The organism is Alteriqipengyuania lutimaris, assembly GCF_003363135.1.
Taxonomy (GTDB): Bacteria; Pseudomonadota; Alphaproteobacteria; order Sphingomonadales; family Sphingomonadaceae; genus Alteriqipengyuania; species Alteriqipengyuania lutimaris.
Window position 1 is genome coordinate 1,941,760 of the sequence record NZ_QRBB01000001.1, and the last position, 17,847, is coordinate 1,959,606.

Consider the following 17,847-nt stretch of genomic DNA (forward strand, 5'->3'; position numbering starts at 1 on the left):
GGGCAAAGCCGCGCCCCGCCTGTTTACTTTTCGTTCCCCACGCATGACATTGGCCCGCGATGGCCGCGCCGACCCCCGAACCGCCTGCATTGCCCGCCCTCCATGCCAGCCATGCCGGGCTGTGGCTGGCGTCGCCCGATGGCGATGCGCAGGAGATCGGCAAGGGACAGGCGATCAATGCCTGCGCGGATACGCCGGTGCTGATGCTCAACGCGCCGCTGGTTGCCGCGCGGCTGGGCTATCCCGATCTATCGGGGCTCGACCTGCTGGAGCTTTACGCCTTCCTCCACCCGGCGAGATTCTGCGTGCCGACGCCCAAGGGGCTGGCCGCGGCGCTCGATATCGAACCGCCCGAAGACGACGCGGCGACCCCGCTGTTCCTGCGCGATGCGCTGGCGGCGATGCTGGCGGTCTGCGCGCGCGACGACTGGGAAGAGCGGCACGGCGCGTGGAGCACGCTGCAATCGCTCGCCCGCGCGCGCTGGCCTTGGGCGCAGGTGCTCGCCCCCTTCGTGGCCAAGCCCGAGCGGGCCGAGCGTTGGCTCTTCTCCACGCTGCCCGAATGGGAAGAGACGCCCGAGCGGCCGCAGCCCGCGCAGGTCTCGATCGGCGAGGAGGAAGTGCGCGGCCAGCTGGCGCGGCTGACGGGCGAGGGTGCCGAGCAGCGCGAGGGGCAGCGCGCCTATGCAGCGCAAGTCGCGCAAATCTTCGCCCCGCGCGAAAGCCGGGGCAGGCCGCACCTGCTGCTGGCGCAGGCGGGGACGGGGATCGGCAAGACGCTCGGCTATCTCTCGCCCGCTTCGCTGTGGGCGGAGAAGGCCCAGGGCACGCTCTGGGTCAGCACCTATACCAAGAATCTCCAGCGCCAGCTGCGGCGCGAGAGCCGCCGCGCATGGCCCGAAAAGCGGGCCGACGGCAGCGCGCCGGTCGTGGTGCGCAAGGGGCGCGAGAATTACCTGTGCCTCCTCAATCTCGAAGACGCGATGCAGGGCGGATTCGCCGGGCGTGGCGCGATCCTTGCGCATCTGGTCTCGCGCTGGGCGCAATATTCGCGCGATGGCGACATGATCGGCGGAGACCTGCCGGGATGGCTCGGCACGCTGTTCCCCCGGCGCGGGATCAAGGCGCTGACCGACCAGCGCGGCGAATGCGTCTACGCCGGGTGCCCGCATTACCGGAAATGCTTCATCGAGCGCGCGGCGCGCACCTCCGCGCAGGCCGATCTGGTGATCGCCAATCATGCGCTGGTGATGATCAATGCGGCGCGCGGGCGCCATCATGGCCATCCGCCGACACGGCTGATCTTCGACGAGGGCCATCACGTGTTCGATGCCGCCGACAGCACCTTCGCCGCTGCTCTCACCGGGCAGGAAGCGATCGAGCTGCGCCGCTGGATCATCGGGCCCGAACGCAACACGCGCGGGCGCAGGCGCGGTCTGGCGGCGCGGCTGGCGGATGTCGCGTCCTACGACGATGCGGGTGGTGAGGCGGTCGAAGCCGCGATCGAAGCCGCGCATGCCTTGCCCGCCGACGGATGGCTCGGCCGCATTGCCGAAGGCGCACCCTCGGGCCCGCTGGAGGAATTGCTGGCGCAGGTCCGCGCCACCGTTTTCGCCCGCGACGAGAGCGGCGGGCAGGAGGCGGGCTACGGGATCGAGACCGAGATCGCCGATCCGCCGGGGCCGCTGGTCGACGCTGCGCAAGCCGCGCAGGGCGCGCTCGCCGATCTGCGCAAGCCACTTCTGAAGCTCGGGCAGAGGCTGGAAGCGGTGCTCGAGGATGCGCCCGACTGGCTCGATTCGCAGGGCCGCGCGCGGATCGAGGGTGCGCGCCATTCGCTGGCGTGGCGGGTCGATCTGGTTTCCGCGTGGGAGGCGTTGCTGGGCCGGGTCGGCGGGCCGACCGATCCCGATTTCGTCGACTGGCTGGCGGTCGACCGGTTCGAAGCGCGCGATTACGACATCGGGCTGCACCGTCGCTGGCTCGATCCGATGAAGCCCTTCGCCAAGGTCGTTCTCGAACCCTCGCACGGGGTCATGCTGACCAGTGCGACGCTGGCCGACCGCGCGGCCGATGGCGAAATCGACTGGGCCCGCGCCATCGCGTCGAGCGGGGCCGAGCATATCGGCCTCCAGCCGCGCCTGACCAGCCAGCCAAGCCCGTTCGATTATGCGAGCAAGGCCGAAGTGCTGATCGTGACCGATATCAAACGCGGCGATCTCGCCGGGCTCGCCGGGGCCTATGCGCGGCTGATCGAGGCGTCGGGCGGCGGGACGCTGGGGCTGTTTACGGCGATCAAGCGGCTGCGAGCCGTCCACGCGCGGATCGCCGACCGGCTCGCCCGGGGGCGGCTGCCGCTCTTCGCCCAACATGTCGACCCGATCGACACCGGTACGCTGACCGATATTTTCGGCGACGATCCGCGCGCCAGCCTGCTCGGCACCGATGCGCTGCGCGACGGGATCGACGTGCCGGGCGAATCGCTGCGGAGCGTCGTACTCGAAGCCGTTCCGTGGCCGCGCCCCACGATCCTCCACCGCGCGCGGCGCGCTGCATTTGCGGAAGATGGCGGCGGCGGGGCCTATGACGACCGGATCATCCGTGCGCGCCTGGCGCAGGCCTTCGGGCGCCTGATCCGCAGCCGCGAGGACTCGGGCCATTTCGTCGTCCTGTCCGCCGCCTTCCCGAGTCGCCTGCTGAGCGCGTTCCCGCAGGGCACGCCGATCCACAGGGTCACGCTGGACGAAGCCGTCTCCCGACTTGCGGCGGGGCCTCCGGCAGGGCAGGGAAGCGAAACGGCCGCCGCATTCGACATGCCGGCCGGCTAATCACTTGGGAGCAAGGCGAGGATGAGGCACGTATCGTGAAATATCTCGGCCTGTTCCGCCATGCCAAGTCCGACTGGGACGACCGCGACCAGCGCGATTTCGACCGTGGCCTCAACGAGCGCGGGCGTGAGGGCGCGCGGATCATGGGCCGCCATATCCGGCGCAGCGATTACGCATGGGACTGCCTGCTCGCCAGTCCGGCGCAGCGCGTGCGGCTGACGCTCGAGGAAGCCGCGATCGGGGTCGATCCGCATTTCGACCAGCGGCTCTATCTTGCCGGGCCCGAGACGCATTTCGAGGTGGTGAAGGAGCTCGCAGGCGAGAGCGATGCGCTCATGCTCGCAGCCCATAATCCCGGCCTGCAGGACGTGGTGCTGGCGCTGGTTTCGGCCGAGAACGAGACGGCCGATTTCCGCGAGGCGATGGTGAAATTCCCGACCGCGTCCTTCGCGGTGCTCGAACTGCCGATCGACGACTGGAGCGAGCTGGGCGCGCAGAACGCGAAGCTCGTCCACTTCAAGCGCCCGCGCGATCTCGACGCAACACTGGGCCCGGTCGACTAGGCGAGCACGTTGCGCGGACCCGGACCTTCGTCCGCCAGCCTGTCCTGCGGATTGTAGAGCGCGCATTTCTTCAGGCTCAGGCAGCCGCAGCCGATACATCCATCCAGATTGTCGCGCGCGCGCTTCAGTTCCGCGATGCGCGCGCCCAGTTGGTCGCGGATCGCGCGGCTGATCGCGGCCCAGTCGCGCGCATTGGGCGTGCGGCCCTGCGGCAGGCGTGCCAGCTGCGCCTCGATCTCGCCTAGCGACAGGCCCAGACGCTGGGCGATCAGGATGAAGCTGAGGCGGCGGATATCGCTGCGCAGGAAGCGCCGCTGATTGCCGCCCGTCCGGTGCGGTTCGATCAGCCCCTTGCTCTCGTAATAGCGGATTGCTGAGACGCTGAGGCCGGTTCGGCGGGCCAGTTCGCCGATCGGCAGAAGATCGTTCGCTTTCATCGATCACACCGATAGGCACAATCAGGCTTGACCTCAAGTGAGGTTGAGGTTGCATGTATATGCGCATCGCAATCGCGGGGCCGCTCCGGCGCCGCCCAAACAAGGAGAAATGCGATGCCGACAGGACGTCTGGAACACGCCAATATTTCCGTCACTGATCCCGAGCGCAGCGCCGCGCTGCTGGTCGATCTGCTGGGGTGGCACGAGCGCTGGAGCGGCCCTTCGATGGGGAACGGGCGCACGATCCATGTCGGGAGCGCCGACTCCTATGTTGCGCTCTATACCGGCAGCCACGTCGCGGGCGACTATGTCAAAGGCAACCCGCTCAACCATCTGGCCTTCGTGGTCGACGATCTGGCGGCCGCCGAGGAGGTCGTGAAGCGCCACGGGCTCGAACCCTTCGGCCACGACGATTACGAACCCGGACGCCGCTTCTACTTCTTCGACTGGGACGGGATCGAGTTCGAGGTGGTCGATTATGAATGAGCCGGTCCTGAGAGAGCCGATGTTCGGGCCCGCTTCGCAGCCTTCGCGCTTGCAACACGCCCGAGGCTGCGCAACAGGCAATGCCCATGAGCATGCAAGACCTGATCGAAGCCGCCCGAACCTCCAAGGCCTGGCCGTTCCAGGAGGCCCAGCGCCTGCTCAAGCGCTACCCCGACGGGGCCAAACCTGACGGGTCGCCGGTGCTCTTCGAAACCGGCTACGGACCCTCAGGCCTGCCGCATATCGGCACCTTTCAGGAAGTGCTGCGCACCACGCTGGTGCGCCGCGCTTTCGAAGCGCTGATCGGCGCCCAGCCCGAGGATGGCAAGACGCGGCTGGTGGCCTTCAGCGACGACATGGACGGCCTGCGCAAGGTGCCGGACAATGTCCCGAACGCCGAGCTGCTTCAGGCGAACCTGCACAAGCCGCTCAGCCGCATTCCGAACCCGTTCGACACCGATCACCCCAGCTTCGCGCATCACAACAATGCAAAGCTACGCGAATTCCTCGACCGCTTCGGGTTCGACTACGAATTCGTCGCGAGCCACGAACGTTACGAGAGCGGCGCGTTCGACGATGCGCTGAAGAGGGTGCTCGCCAACAACCAGGCGATCCTCGACATCATGCTGCCGACGCTGCGCGCCGAGCGGGCGGCGACCTATTCGCCGATCATGCCGATCAGCCCGGTGACGGGCCGCGTGCTGCAGGTGCCGGTCGAGGTCGTCGACGCCGAGGCGGGCACGGTGCGCTTCACCGACGAGGACGGCACCGTAGTGGAACAGAGCGCGCTCGGCGGGATGGCCAAGCTGCAGTGGAAGGTCGATTTCGCGATGCGCTGGGTCGCGATGGGGGTCGACTACGAAATGTACGGCAAGGACCTGACCGATACCGGCATCCAGTCGGGCAAGATCGCCAGGGTGCTGGGTGGCCGCAAGCCCGAGGGGTTGATCTACGAGCTGTTTCTCGATGAGAAGGGCGAGAAGATTTCGAAGTCCAAGGGCAACGGCCTGACGATCGACGAATGGCTGACCTATGGCAGCGAGGAATCGCTCGGCTTCTACATCTTCCCCAATCCCAAGAGCGCCAAGCAGCTGCATGTCGGCGTGATCCCGCGTGCGGTGGATGACTACTGGCAGTTCCGCGAGCGACTGCCCGAGCAGGCGCTCGACAAGCAGCTGGGCAATGCCGCCTGGCACCTGCTGCGCGCCAATGGTGGATACGAGGCGGAAGAGGCGCGGGGCGCGGGCGACAGTCTGCCGGTAACCTATGGCCTGCTGCTCAATCTGGTGGGCGTGATGGGCGCGACCGCTACGCGCGACCAGGTGTGGAACTACCTCGGTAACTACATCGACGATCCCGATCCGGCGAAGCATCCCGAACTGGACGCGCTGGTGGGCACAGCGCTTGCCTATAATCGCGATTTTGTCGCGCCGACCCTGAAGCGCCGCGCGCCCACGCCGAACGAAGCCTCGGCATTGGCCGCGCTCGATGGCGAATTGTCGCAGGTGCCCGCGGACATGAGCGCCGAAGACCTGCAGACGATTGTTTACGAGATCGGCAAGCGCGAGGAGTTCGGCTTCGAGTCGCTGCGCGACTGGTTCAAGGCGCTGTACGAGACGCTGCTGGGGTCCGAACAGGGCCCGCGCATGGGCAGCTTTATCGCGCTCTATGGCGTCGCCAACACCCGCACGCTGATCGCGGAGGCGCTGGCGAAAGCCTAGCTCGTCAGCCCCACTTGCGGCTGCGATACCACCGCGTGATGACGTATTTCACGCCCTCGGTCACCGGCGTGCCTGCGTGCAGCGTATATTCGTTCGGCGTGCCGTCCGGCTTGGCGTTGTTCCAGGCGAGCAGCACGCCTGCCTTTGGCTCGATCCGGATGCCAAGCTCGGGGAAGGCGGTCGCGCCGCCCGCGGGCACATTGTTGAGGAACATCATCGCGGTCCAGCTGCGCTGGCCGCCGTTCTTCTTTTCCTGCTTCCAGTAGTCCTCGGACGGGTAGAAGTAGTCGTGGTGGTCCTTGAACTGCTGGCCCGGCAGGTAACGCTGGCCCTGCATCGTCTCGCCCAGCTTGCCCGGCAGGCCCAGCGCATCGTCGATCCGGCGGCTGATCATCTTCACCATCGGATCGTCGCGGTCGAAATTGCCCGAATAGGAGGTGCGGAAACCGTCCTTGTAGGTGCCTTCGTAGAGCGAGCTGGGCCGCGCAACCTGATCGATCTTGCCCGCCAGCTGGCGGCATTCGTTGCTCGTCAGGAATTCGCCGATGGCGTAGATTTCCGCCTTGTCGCTCGGCACCTTGTAGGCCTTGGGATCGGCCTCCAGCCGTTGCCGAACGATCTTGCCTACGCGCGCGAGCCCGTCCTGATCGGGCACCTTGGTCTTGGTCTCTGCCATGCCCATTGCGTAGCAACACCTGCGCGAGCCTGCTAGACCCGGTTCGGGTCTTCGGATCGTGGGAGAGAGAGGCATGATTACAGAGAGACGATCGCGCTACAGCACCGGAGCGATGATCTTTCACTGGCTGATCGCGATCCTGGTGATCGTGAACTGGCGGATTGCGGAGAGTGCCGAGCATCTGGAGGGCGCCGAAAAGGGCGCCGTCTTCGCCAATCACAAGGCGCTGGGCATGCTGATCCTTGCCCTGACGCTGGGGCGGCTCGCGTGGCGTTTGACCCATCCCCTGCCGCGCTTGCCGGAGAACTATGCCAAGTGGGAGCGGGTGCTGGCCCGCGCGACGCACGTCATTTTCTATGTGCTGCTGATCGGCCTTCCGCTGGGCGGATGGCTGGCAAGCTCCCTGGTCGATCGACCGATCGACTTTTTCGGCCTGTTCACCATTCCCATGCTGCCCGTCGGCACCGACAGCGACCTCGGCGGAGCGATCTTCGATGCGCACGCGACCGGCGGCACGATCATGATCTACCTGATCGTGCTGCACACGCTCGGCGCGCTCAAGCATACCTTCATCGACAGGGATCTGGGCATCTTCCGGATGTTGCCGTTCGGCGGGAAGGCCCGCGAATAGCGCGCAAGGAAAGGCCCCGCCGGTTTGTCCAACCGACGGGGCCTTTGGATATGGGCCGCGCTTACCAGAAGAAGTCGTAGACCACGTCGACCACTTCGCCCGTGTAGGTATTCACCAGCAGGACGTCGTCGTAATAGCGGACCCACCTGTACGGGCCGTAGACTTCCGGAAGACGGTAGCTCCACGGATCGTTGATCCAGTAGCGGTTACCGAAAAACACGCTGCCCAGCGTGAAACCGATGCTCAGACGGCGATAGCTGTAGTCGCGATAGGGTGCGTAGTAGCGCCCGAGGCGGTAGGCGCGGCGGTTGCTCGCGCGGTAGTTGCGCCAGTTGTAGCGGTTGTTGTTGCGCCAGCTGCGGTTCCACTGGCGATAATCGCGACGCGCCTCACGCCGGTCCCAGCGACGCTCTGCGCGTCGTTCCGCGCGGCGATAATCCCGGCGATAATCCTGACGTGCCTCCCGGCGATAGTCCCGGCGGGCATCGCGTCGCGCCTCGCGCCGTTCGTCCTGGCGATAGTCGCGGCGCTGGTCACGACGTGCGTCCCTGCGCTGATCGCGACGCGCTTCGCGGAGCGCATCCTGGCGAGCCTGCTCCGCCCGCTGGCGTTGCTCCCGCACGCCGCGATCGCCATCGCGGCGCTGTTCCTGACGCGCTTCGCGCCGTTGCTGGCGGGCATCGCTTCGCCGTTCCTGCCGGATCTGCTGGCGCGCCTCGCTGCGACGCTCCTGCCTCGCCTGCTGGCGATTTTCGCTTCCGCCACGCAGTACCCTCTCCTCGCGCGGGGCACGGCGATCTTCGCGACCGGGCTGGACCGCAGCGGCGCTGGCATCGACGAAGGTCAGCACGCTATTGGCGGGCGCCTGACCGACGGCGGCGCCGGCCGGCACGCCGGTGGCGGCAAGCGCGAGGCCGACCGCAGTCAGTCCGCTATATCGGAAAAAGTCGGATAGATCGTACATGTGAATGCGGCTCCCATTGCTGCGCTGGACCATTTGCACCGCACCCACCAAGCGGCCCCGTTTGTCCCGGGTTCTTACATGGCCGATACGCACTGACACAAATATGAACCTTTCGTAAGGGTTTCTGTTCAGATTCGCGCTCGACTTGATGAATGATAGGTCGGCTGCGGGTCCGAATTTGACTTCGCCCCGGCGCTCGTGCCTTGAGGCGCGTATGTTCGACACGCTCGATGCCATTCGTGACGATGCGGCCCAGCGGCTGGCCCGGGCGGCGAGCGACCGGCGCTCTCCCATGCACACGCCTGTCGTGGCGACCGCCGATGCGGATCTGCGCGTGATGGTGCTGCGTGCCTTCACGGAGAGCGCGTGGAGCCTGCGTTTCCATACCGACACCCGCGCACCGAAGGTGGCGACGGTCCGCGAGCAGCCACAGGTCGGCGTGCTGTTCTACGACAAGGCGCAGAAGGTTCAGCTTCGCTGTCGCGGTGTGGCGCGCATCGAGCCGGATAGCGCAACCGCGCAGGCTGCGTGGGAGGCGGGCAGCAACTTCGCCCGCCGCTGCTACCTCGGTGATGGGCCCGGTACGGTGAAGCAAGGCGCGGCCTCCGGCCTGCCCGATGTCTTCGAGGGGCACGAGCCCCCGGACGAAGAGCTGGTCCCCGCGCGCGCCAACTTTGCGGTGCTGATGGTGGAGATCGAGCGCCTGGACTGGCTCTATCTCGCCCATGACGGGCACCGGCGTGCGCAGTTCGACCTCGCAACGGGCGAGTCGCGCTGGGTTACGCCCTGACGAACACTCTGCGACGCCGCTCCGTTCGTCGCGCGTGAGCCTCGCCTGACACACCTGACACACTGTCCAGGACAAGAAAAAGAGCGGGTCCGCACGCTGTGGGTCTTCGCGCGCCCACCGCGCCGCCATTCACCGGTAGAAAGAGCCGCCGGGAGGATAGCGCGCGCAAGCGGCGTAGGAAAATGCTGGCTCGCGAGGCGTTGCACCCGAGACGGGGGCTACACGTCGTCGCCCGGAGTGATGGTGCTCACGATCGACCGGATCGTCATGAACACGATCGTCACGCTCGCCGCAGCCAGCGCAACCATCATCACCGTCAGCGCGAACAGCGCCGTATAGAGGTAATTGTACCAGCCGCGCGGCAGGTTCTCGAACTCGCCGATGGGCAGCGTGAAGGCCAGCAGAACGAGGAAGGCGATCATCAGCGTGGCGGTCGACAGCACCGCGATCCGCGTCACCTGCTGGTAGGTTTCCCGGCTGAACTCGGTGTCGATCCGGCGGATCATCCCGATCAGGGTCAGCATCAGCGCCAGCGTGGTGGCGGACGCGGTGGCGATCGCCGAGCCGAGGTAGAGCCCCGCGCGAGACAGTGCCTCGAGCAGGTCGCGCGCCTCGGCAGCGCCATAGACCGAGCCGATCGCCTCGCGCGCGGCGAGTCCGATCAGGCAGAAGATGGAGAAAGTGATGGCGGGCCAGAGAAGCGGTCGATCAGTGTTCATACCCGGAGGGACGCGTAAGTAAGGGCCCAAGGCCCGGAACTGATGATTGAGGGTCTTTATGGACAGCGCGAGTCAGCGCCGCTCGAACCCGTCGAAGCCTTGCGGCTGGGCGGTGCTCTGCTCGATCCGGTCGACGCGGGCGCGGGGAGGGCCGTCGCGCATCGCATCGACCATGCGCGCGATAGCGCCTTCCTCGCCTTCCAGATGCGCTTCGACCGTGCCGTCGCTCAGGTTGCGGACCCAGCCCCTGAGGCCGAGCAAGCGCGCGTTTTCCACCGTCCAGTCGCGGTAGAAAACGCCCTGCACGCGGCCATGGAGGATCAGGTGGGTGGCGGTGTGCGCAATGTCGGTCATCCAAGCAGCATACCAGCCGCTTCGGCGATCACCCACAGTCCGATCGCAAGGAACATCAGCGCGGCGACGATCCGCACGGCCTTGAGCGAGACGCGCTCGATGATAGCCTGCCCGAACCACACGGCGGGCACGTTTGCGAGCATCATGCCCAGTGTCGTGCCGATGGTGACCAGCAGCACGCTGCCGAACTGCGCGCCCAGCGCGATGGTGGCGATTTGGGTCTTGTCGCCGATCTCGACCAGGAAGAAGGCGATGGTGGTGGTCAGGAATGCGCCGAAGCGGCCTGTCTTGGGCTCGTCGTCGTCATCGAATGTGTCCGGCACCAGCGTCCATGCCGCCATCGCGACGAATCCCAGCCCCACGGCATAGCGGAACCACTCTCCGTCGAGCAGGCCCGCGATCGCATGGCCAAAGAAGGCGGCGATGCCATGATTGGCGAGCGTGGCGACCAGGATGCCGAGGATGATCGGCACCGGCGCGCGGAACCTCGCGGCGAGCACGATGGCGAGCAGCATGGTCTTGTCGCCGATCTCGGCCAGCGCGACCACGGCGGTAGAGGTGAGGATGGCGTCCACTTGAGTATCTCCGGGCCGGGCGAACAAGACAGCAACGGCACATGACCTCCCGCCCGGCCAGGCGGAAGTCAGGTGCCATTGGTCTTGCCCGTGCGGATCACTCCGCGCCCCTGCGCCACGACCTCTCGGCCGAGTATGTTGACGCGAGGGAACCGCTGCGCGTGGGCGACGGCGGGCTACTCCCCAGATGACGGGCGCTGGTTAGCGGAGGGGAGGGTGTGGTGCAACCTTATCCACTTTCGTCGGCCCGTGCTCGACACGGGCCAAGGCTTCTCTTCAGCCACCCGCACCGGCATAACGACAAGATGGAAAAGGGCGGCTGGGTATACATCATGGCCAACCGCTATCGCGGCGGAGTGTATGTCGGCGTCACCGCAGACCTGATCGCGCGGGCACACCAGCACCGCACCGGCGAAGGCTCGGATCACGTCGCGCAGACCGGCAAGACCCTGCTCGTCTACGCCGAGCGCCACGAGGACATCGAAGCCGCCATCGCCCGCGAAAAGCTGGTCAAGAAATGGCGCCGCGAATGGAAATTCGCACTGATCGAGGCGGAGAACCCCGAGTGGAAAGACCTGTGGCACGTGTGGTTCGGCGGGGATAGCGCACGCCCATAGCAGCATCGTCGGGCCGTGCTCGACACGGCCCAAGGCTCTTCTTGTTTCCCGCCAAGCCAAAAAAAGCCCTGGCCCGTGTCAAGCACGGGCCGACGAGGATGGATAAGCGCTACACCCCAGCAACGTCATTGCGGCCTCCGAGCCGGGCTCAAGCTCCTCAGTCGCGACCTGCCAACGGTATTGAGGGTCGCGCACCGTGTATGCGCTGCAAGGAGAAGTACAATGCTGTCACCGCTCTTAAGCGTTCCGCTGAATTGCCTCCAAGATGAACGCCATCAGCAAGTTAAGACCGCACTCTTCTATGCCAACCTTGCGTCGCTCACGGCCCTCCAAGCCACCGGCGCATTCTTCCAAAAGTTCAAGCATCGGCATTCTCTGATCGCTATCGCTTCCGAACAAACTGAAGTCAGTTTCTCCGGGAAATCGTTGCGCAAGGTGCTCTAAAATATTTCCGTCACTCAGAGTTCGATAAACTTCTTCAAAGCTCATTTCCCCCGGGTGACTTTCGAGCAGTGAGTTTACGTAAAATCCGACAAAAGTCAGAGAGCTAGTTCTGAGCTTCGACATAAAATCCCTCCATGTAGGATGGATTTTGAATAGCAGCGTTGGAACATAGCGGCAACATTCACCGCGTCAGCTTCTTATACGCCAACCGCGTAGGCCGATCCGCCGCATCGCCAAGCCGCCGCCGCTTGTCTTCCTCGTAAGCCTCGAAGTTGCCCTCGAACCACTCGACGTGGGAATTGCCCTCGAACGCCAGAATGTGCGTCGCCAACCGATCGAGGAAGAAGCGGTCGTGCGAGATGACCACGGCGCAGCCGGCGAAGTTCTCGATCGCGTCTTCCAGCGCGCGCAGGGTTTCCACGTCGAGGTCGTTGGTCGGCTCGTCCAGCAGCAGCACGTTGCCGCCTTCTTTCAGCATCTTGGCCATGTGCACGCGGTTGCGTTCACCGCCCGAGAGCTTGCCGACGTTCTTCTGCTGGTCCTGACCCTTGAAGTTGAACGCGCCCACGTAAGCCCGCGTGCTCATGTCGTGGCCGTTGACCTTCATGTAATCGAGCCCGTCGGAGATTTCCTCCCACACGTTGTTGCTCGCCGTCAGGTCGTCGCGGCTCTGGTCCACGTAACCAAGGTGTACGGTGTCGCCGATCTTGATCGTGCCGCTGTCGGGCTGTTCCTGACCGGTGATGATCTTGAACAAAGTCGACTTGCCCGCGCCGTTGGGCCCGATGATGCCCACAATGCCGCCCGGGGGCAGGGTGAAGCTGAGGTCTTCGAACAGCAGCTTGTCGCCGAACGACTTGGAGATGCCGTGCGCCTCGATCACCTGGCTGCCGAGCCGTTCGGGCACCTGGATCACGATCTGCGCCTTGCCCGGCTTGCGGTCGCTCTGCGCGTCCTGCAGCTGTTCGAACTTGCGCAGGCGCGCCTTGGACTTGGTCTGGCGGCCCTTGGGCGTCTGCCGGATCCACTCGAGTTCCTCCGACAGCGCGCGCTGGCGCCCCGAATCCTCACGCTCTTCCTGCGCAAGGCGCTTGGCCTTCTTGTCGAGGTAGGTCGAGTAGTTGCCTTCGTACGGGTAGTAGGACCCGCGATCGAGCTCGAGGATCCAGCCCACCACGTTATCGAGGAAGTAGCGATCGTGGGTGATCATCAGCACCGCGCCGGCATATTCGGCGAGGTGGTTTTCGAGCCAGTTGACGGATTCTGCGTCGAGGTGGTTGGTCGGTTCGTCCAGCAGCAGGATGCCCGGCTTCTGGATCAGCAGGCGGGTGAGGGCAACGCGGCGCTTCTCACCACCCGACAGGTTCTCGACCGATGCATCGGAGGGCGGGCAGCGCAGCGCTTCCATCGCGATTTCGAGCTGGTTGTCGAGTGTCCAGCCATCGACCGCGTCGATCTTGTCCTGCAGCTCGGCCATCTCTTCGCTCAGCGCTTCGAAATCGGCGTCTTCCTCGCCCATCTCGATCCCGATCTGGTTGAAGCGTTCGACCATGTCGGCGGTTTCGCGCGCGCCGTCCTTGACGTTTTCGAGCACGGTCTTGTTGGGATCGAGCTCGGGCTCCTGCGGCAGGTAGCCGACCGTGATGTTCTCGCCCGGCCATGCCTCGCCCGCGTAGTCGGTATCGATCCCCGCCATGATCTTCATCAGCGTGGACTTGCCCGCGCCGTTGGGCCCGACGATGCCGATTTTCGCGCCCTGGTAGAACTGCAGGTTGATGTTGTTCAGCACCGGCTTGGGGGCGCCGGTGAAGGTCTTGGTCATGTTCTTCATGACGTAGGCGTATTGCGCGGCCATCGGATGGTCCTTCGGATAAGCAGGTGTTCGGGAATTTGATCCGGCAGATAGTGGCAGACGCGCGCAGGGGCAAGCGCGGGTAGGGCCAAGGTCGAGGCTTGCACCGGCGGCCGCGCGCGCCGATGTGCACCCTATGAGAATTGCGATCATCGGGGCCGGGATGGCCGGACTGAGCTGTGCGGTGCAGCTGCGCGAGGCGGGGCACGCGGTGTCCGTGTTCGACAAGGGCCGCGGACCGGGCGGGCGCATGGCGACGCGGCGGATGGAGCACGAGGGCGAGACCTTCGCCTTCGATCACGGTGCGCAATATTTCACTGCGCGGGAGATCGCGTTCCAGGCCAGGGTGCGGGCGTGGGAAGCCGAAGGGATCGTCGCTGCATGGCCCGCCGCGAAAGAAGGCGCTTGGGTCGGCACCCCCAGCATGAACGCTCCGATCCACGCGATGGCCGAAGAAGCAGGCGCGATCTTCGGCACCCGGATCCATGCGCTGGAGCGCGTCGGCCACCAGTGGCGCCTCGCGGGCGCGAGCGATGAGGAGATGTTCGACGCAGTCGTGGTCGCTGTCCCCGCCGAACAGGTCGCGCCGTTGCTCGCCAGCCACGCGCCCGACCTGGCCGAGGATGCGCGGGACGTGACAAGCGAGCCGTGCTGGACCGCGATGGTCGCGTTCGAGGGGCGCGTCGATGCGCCTGATACGCTTTCCGAGGCAGGCGCGATCGGCTGGGCGGCGCGCAATTCGGCCAAGCCGGGCCGCGATGCGGAGCAGGAGTGCTGGGTGATCCAGGCCAATCCGCGCTGGTCGCGCGCGCAGCTGGAGCGCGAGGCGGAGAATGTCGGCGAAGAGCTGCTCGCCCATTTCGCCCGCGCGGTCGGCGATCTGCCGGCGGTGCTGTTCAGGACCGCGCATCGCTGGCGCTATGCCATGTGCGAGAAGAACGACGCGGGCGCGCTGTGGGACGCAGACCTGCGGATCGGCGTCTGCGGCGACTGGCTTTCGGGGCCGCGGGTGGAGAACGCGTTTCTCTCCGGCCTCGAACTTGCCCGGCTTATCGAAGGCTAATCGGGGAACGGCTTGCGCGCTGGCCCCGTTCGGGGGTCATGAACCATCACCGATTGCTCGCCCCGCTCGCCGCTGCCGCCGTCATGCTCGTCGCATGCGGTTTCCAGGGCACCGACTCGCCCGAAGTGGAGAGCGAGCGCGCCGACAATGAGAGCCAGACCAGCACGGACGGCTACGACGACGCGCGAACGGCCTCGCAGGAAGAGGCGCGCTTCGCCAATGGCAAGGTCGAGCTGACGCTGCCAGATGGCGTGACCGACGAAATGATGGGTGAACGCACGCCTACGATGCTTGCGGTGCAGGTCATGCTCGACCGCAGCCGCCATTCGCCCGGCGTGATCGACGGACGCGGTGGCGGCAATACCGACCGCGCGATCCGCTATTACCGCGAAGCCAATGGACTGAGCGGCGGGTCCGAGGTCGATGAGGCTCTGCTCGAATCGCTGTTCGAGAACGAACGCGGCGACATCTTCCGCACGTACACCGTCACGCAGGCCGATGCCGAGGGTCCGTTCTACGACGTTCCGGACTCCTTCGCGGCAATGTCCGACCTCGAAGAGCTGGGGTACGAGACCCCGCTCGAAATGCTGGCTGAGCGGTTTCACATGGACCAGGAATTCCTCCGCGCGCTCAACCCCGATGCCGATTTCGGCAAGGAGGGCACGAAGCTCGTCATCGTCAGCCACGGCGATGGCGCGGTCGATGGAGAGATCACGCGGATCGAAGTCCGCAAGGGCGACGACAGTCTCGTCGCGATGAACGAGGCGGGCGACATCGTCGCGAGCTATCCGGCGACCATCGGCAGTTCGCGCTTCCCCAGCCCGAGCGGTACGATGGAAGTGGTCGCGGTGGCTCCCGAACCCAACTACACATTCACCAGCGGAGGGCGCGAATGGGGCCCCGAGGGCACCTACATCCTGCCGCCGGGGCCGAACAATCCGGTCGGCGGAACGTGGATCGATCTCGAGAAGGAGGGCTACGGCATTCATGGCTCGCCCGATCCGCAGCTGATCGCCAAGAGCAACAGCCACGGCTGCGTGCGGCTGACCAACTGGGACGCGGAGGCACTGGCCGAAGCGGTCGAGCAGGGCGTCACGGTGGAGTTCGTCTAAGGTCCATATCGGACCCTCCGGGCGCGCAGGTTAAAGGCTGGAACATGAAGCGACCCGACCCGATACCGCCCGGCCCGGGGCAGGAAAGCGTGTGGGACTATCCGCGCCCCGCGATCGCCGAGCCTGCGCACGCGCATATCGTGATCGAGCATCGCGGCGTCATGGTGGCCGACACCCGGCGGGCGGTGCGCGTGCTCGAAACCAGCCATCCGCCGCAATATTATATTCCGCCGCAGGATATCGCAGCCGGCGTCCTCGAACGGGCGCCGGGCACGTCGCTGTGCGAATGGAAGGGGCAGGCGCGGTACTGGGATGTGGTGGCCGGCGGCGATCGGCTGGAAAAGGTCGGCTGGAGCTACGCCGACCCGACCGTGCCGTTTCGCATCCTGACCAATCATGTCGCGTTCTATCCCGCGCCGTTCGAGCGGATCACGCTCGACGGCGAGGCTGTCGAGCCCCAGCCCGGTGAGTTCTACGGCGGGTGGATCACCAGCAAGGTGGTCGGCCCGTTCAAGGGCGTGCCCGGCAGCCGCTTCTGGTGAGGCTTGGCAGGCGCGGGGCTTGGCGCTAGCCACTCGCACCATGAACATCACGCACCTCGCGCCCGTCGCGCTCTCGCTCGCCATCGCAACCCCCGCCGCCGCGCAGCTCGGCCCCGGCCCGTGCGAAGGGGCGCTCGCCTGCATCGCGAACGACGCGCTCGAAGGCGACAGCATTGCGTGGGATTTCGTCGAGGGGATCACGACCGAGGTCGGCCCGCGTCAGGCGGGGACTGAGGCGGAACAGCGCGGGCGCGACTGGGCGACGGCGTGGCTGCGCGATCGCGGCTTCGCCAATGTGGCGGACGAGCCGTTCCGGATGGACACCTGGGTCCACGGCGGCCCCGCCACGGCCCGCGTGACCGCGCCGTTCGAACAGAACCTCGAAATCGTGCCGCTGGGCAACAGTGCGAGTACTGGTGAGGATGGAATCGAAGCCGAAGTCGTCTATTTCCCGAGCTATGCCGATCTCGCCGCCGCGCCCGATGGGGCCTTGCGCGGCAAGATCGCTTTCATCAGCCACGACATGCGGCCGACGCAGGATGGTTCGGGCTACGGCTTCGCTGGCCCTGCACGCTGGACCGGGGCGGGTCTCGCTGCCAGCAAGGGCGCGATCGCGACCGTGATCCGCTCTGTCGGGACCGAGAACGAACGCACGCCGCATACCGGCGGGACGAGCTTCCCAGATGGCGTGGAGGCCACGCCCGCGGGCGCGCTCTCCAACCCCGACGCGGACAATCTGGAGCGTATGTTTGCCCGCGCCGGCGACCGGCCGATCACCATGCGCCTGATGATGACGCCGCGCCTGCTGGGCGAGACGACCAGCGGCAACGTGGTGGGCGAGATCGTCGGGAGCGATCCCTCGCTGCCGCCGGTATTGCTCGCGTGCCATCTCGACAGCTGGTGGAATGCACCCGGCGCGTTCGACGATGGCGCGGGCTGCGGGATTGCGGCCGCCGCCGCGCTCAATGTCGCCAAGGCGGGCCAGCCGCTGCGCACCATCCGCGTGCTGTTCGCAGGGGCCGAGGAAGTCGGCCTGTTCGGAAGCAGCGCCTATAGCGAGGCGCATATCGACGAGCCGATCGGGGTCGGGATCGAAAGCGATTTCGGGGCCGACCGGATTTGGCGGATCGACACCAATTTCACTCAGAGCAACCCGGAGCTCTATCGCGAGCTCGCCTTGGCGGTGGCTCGGTTCGGCGTCGCTCCCTCGCGCGAAGAGGCGACCGGCGGTGCGGATCTAAACATCGTGCGCGATCAGGAAGGCGCGCTGGTCGACCTGCAGCAGGACGGCACGCGCTATTTCGGGCTGCACCACACCAACAACGATACGCTCGACAAGATCGACCCGGCGCAGCTGCGCCAGAACGTCGCGGTGTGGACGCAGGTCGTCGGGATCCTCGCCAACACGCGTGAGGATTACAAGACCGGCGAATAGCGCGGTGGGGCCCTATCGCGATCTCGTGCATTGATAGG

19 protein-coding genes are annotated in these 17,847 nt (G+C 66.0%); 12 read left to right on the top strand and 7 right to left on the bottom strand.

The features are described 5' to 3' along the window. Positions 1-59: 59 nt before the first annotated feature. Positions 60-2,828 (top strand): ATP-dependent DNA helicase, encoded by a 2,769-nt coding sequence (locus DL238_RS09300; protein WP_115492001.1) that lies wholly within the window; start codon positions 60-62, stop codon positions 2,826-2,828. A 35-nt stretch (positions 2,829-2,863) separates the two neighbouring features. Further along, positions 2,864-3,391: a SixA phosphatase family protein gene (locus DL238_RS09305; RefSeq protein ID WP_115492002.1), complete on the top strand. Its 528-nt coding sequence runs from the start codon at positions 2,864-2,866 to the stop codon at positions 3,389-3,391. On the opposite strand, the gene soxR is transcribed toward DL238_RS09305, so the two are convergent. Beyond that, positions 3,388-3,828 carry a redox-sensitive transcriptional activator SoxR gene (gene soxR, locus DL238_RS09310; RefSeq protein WP_115492003.1) on the bottom strand — a complete coding sequence of 147 codons (441 nt, stop codon included), beginning with the start codon at positions 3,826-3,828 and terminating at the stop codon, positions 3,388-3,390. The genes DL238_RS09305 and soxR overlap by 4 nt on opposite strands. A gap of 114 nt (positions 3,829-3,942) precedes the next feature. Between soxR and DL238_RS09315 the strand changes: the two genes are divergently transcribed. Next, on the top strand, positions 3,943-4,314 hold the full coding sequence (locus DL238_RS09315) for a VOC family protein (protein ID WP_115492004.1): 372 nt from the start codon (positions 3,943-3,945) through the stop codon (positions 4,312-4,314). 86 nt (positions 4,315-4,400) lie between these two features. After that, positions 4,401-6,035 (top strand): lysine--tRNA ligase, encoded by a 1,635-nt coding sequence (locus DL238_RS09320; RefSeq protein ID WP_115492005.1) that lies wholly within the window; start codon positions 4,401-4,403, stop codon positions 6,033-6,035. A 4-nt stretch (positions 6,036-6,039) separates the two neighbouring features. Here DL238_RS09320 and DL238_RS09325 read toward each other — a convergent pair whose 3' ends face one another. Then, a complete protein-coding gene (locus DL238_RS09325) occupies positions 6,040-6,711 on the bottom strand; it encodes a prolyl hydroxylase family protein (RefSeq protein ID WP_115492006.1) in 672 nt (223 codons plus the stop codon). A 73-nt stretch (positions 6,712-6,784) separates the two neighbouring features. Here DL238_RS09325 and DL238_RS09330 point away from each other — a divergent pair, with 73 nt between their 5' ends. Continuing rightward, positions 6,785-7,342, top strand: a complete 558-nt coding sequence (locus DL238_RS09330) for a cytochrome b (RefSeq protein ID WP_115492007.1) — start codon at positions 6,785-6,787, stop codon at positions 7,340-7,342. A 61-nt stretch (positions 7,343-7,403) separates the two neighbouring features. On the opposite strand, the gene DL238_RS09335 is transcribed toward DL238_RS09330, so the two are convergent. After that, positions 7,404-8,306: an RcnB family protein gene (locus tag DL238_RS09335; protein WP_115492008.1), complete on the bottom strand. Its 903-nt coding sequence runs from the start codon at positions 8,304-8,306 to the stop codon at positions 7,404-7,406. Positions 8,307-8,520: 214 nt separating this feature from the next. On the opposite strand from DL238_RS09335, the gene DL238_RS09340 reads away from it, so the two are divergent. Then, a complete protein-coding gene (locus tag DL238_RS09340) occupies positions 8,521-9,096 on the top strand; it encodes a pyridoxamine 5'-phosphate oxidase family protein (protein WP_115492009.1) in 576 nt (191 codons plus the stop codon). 218 nt (positions 9,097-9,314) lie between these two features. Here DL238_RS09340 and DL238_RS09345 read toward each other — a convergent pair whose 3' ends face one another. The 3 genes from DL238_RS09345 to DL238_RS09355 form a co-directional block, all read right to left on the bottom strand. Continuing rightward, complete coding sequence (locus DL238_RS09345) at positions 9,315-9,815, bottom strand: hypothetical protein (RefSeq protein ID WP_115492010.1); 501 nt, start codon at positions 9,813-9,815, stop codon at positions 9,315-9,317. A 72-nt stretch (positions 9,816-9,887) separates the two neighbouring features. Beyond that, positions 9,888-10,169: an acylphosphatase gene (locus DL238_RS09350; protein ID WP_115492011.1), complete on the bottom strand. Its 282-nt coding sequence runs from the start codon at positions 10,167-10,169 to the stop codon at positions 9,888-9,890. Then, on the bottom strand, positions 10,166-10,744 hold the full coding sequence (locus DL238_RS09355) for a TMEM165/GDT1 family protein (RefSeq protein ID WP_115492012.1): 579 nt from the start codon (positions 10,742-10,744) through the stop codon (positions 10,166-10,168). Before DL238_RS09355 ends, DL238_RS09350 begins: the two co-directional genes overlap by 4 nt. 305 nt (positions 10,745-11,049) lie before the next feature. On the opposite strand from DL238_RS09355, the gene DL238_RS09360 reads away from it, so the two are divergent. Continuing rightward, a complete protein-coding gene (locus DL238_RS09360) occupies positions 11,050-11,361 on the top strand; it encodes a GIY-YIG nuclease family protein (protein ID WP_115492013.1) in 312 nt (103 codons plus the stop codon). A 222-nt stretch (positions 11,362-11,583) separates the two neighbouring features. After that, on the top strand, positions 11,584-11,805 hold the full coding sequence (locus DL238_RS15925) for a hypothetical protein (RefSeq protein WP_147291004.1): 222 nt from the start codon (positions 11,584-11,586) through the stop codon (positions 11,803-11,805). Positions 11,806-11,986: 181 nt separating this feature from the next. Here DL238_RS15925 and ettA read toward each other — a convergent pair whose 3' ends face one another. After that, positions 11,987-13,660, bottom strand: a complete 1,674-nt coding sequence (gene ettA / locus DL238_RS09370) for an energy-dependent translational throttle protein EttA (RefSeq protein ID WP_115492015.1) — start codon at positions 13,658-13,660, stop codon at positions 11,987-11,989. Positions 13,661-13,793: 133 nt separating this feature from the next. Between ettA and DL238_RS09375 the strand changes: the two genes are divergently transcribed. From DL238_RS09375 to DL238_RS09390, 4 genes are read left to right on the top strand one after another with little or no spacing between them, the layout of a single operon-like run. Beyond that, positions 13,794-14,720 carry an NAD(P)/FAD-dependent oxidoreductase gene (locus tag DL238_RS09375; protein ID WP_115492016.1) on the top strand — a complete coding sequence of 309 codons (927 nt, stop codon included), beginning with the start codon at positions 13,794-13,796 and terminating at the stop codon, positions 14,718-14,720. Positions 14,721-14,758: 38 nt separating this feature from the next. Continuing rightward, on the top strand, positions 14,759-15,832 hold the full coding sequence (locus DL238_RS09380) for a L,D-transpeptidase family protein (protein WP_234031025.1): 1,074 nt from the start codon (positions 14,759-14,761) through the stop codon (positions 15,830-15,832). Between the two features lie 44 nt (positions 15,833-15,876). After that, positions 15,877-16,374: a DUF427 domain-containing protein gene (locus tag DL238_RS09385; RefSeq protein WP_115492017.1), complete on the top strand. Its 498-nt coding sequence runs from the start codon at positions 15,877-15,879 to the stop codon at positions 16,372-16,374. 40 nt (positions 16,375-16,414) lie between these two features. Continuing rightward, positions 16,415-17,809 (top strand): M20/M25/M40 family metallo-hydrolase, encoded by a 1,395-nt coding sequence (locus DL238_RS09390; protein ID WP_115492018.1) that lies wholly within the window; start codon positions 16,415-16,417, stop codon positions 17,807-17,809. Positions 17,810-17,847: the final 38 nt, after the last annotated feature.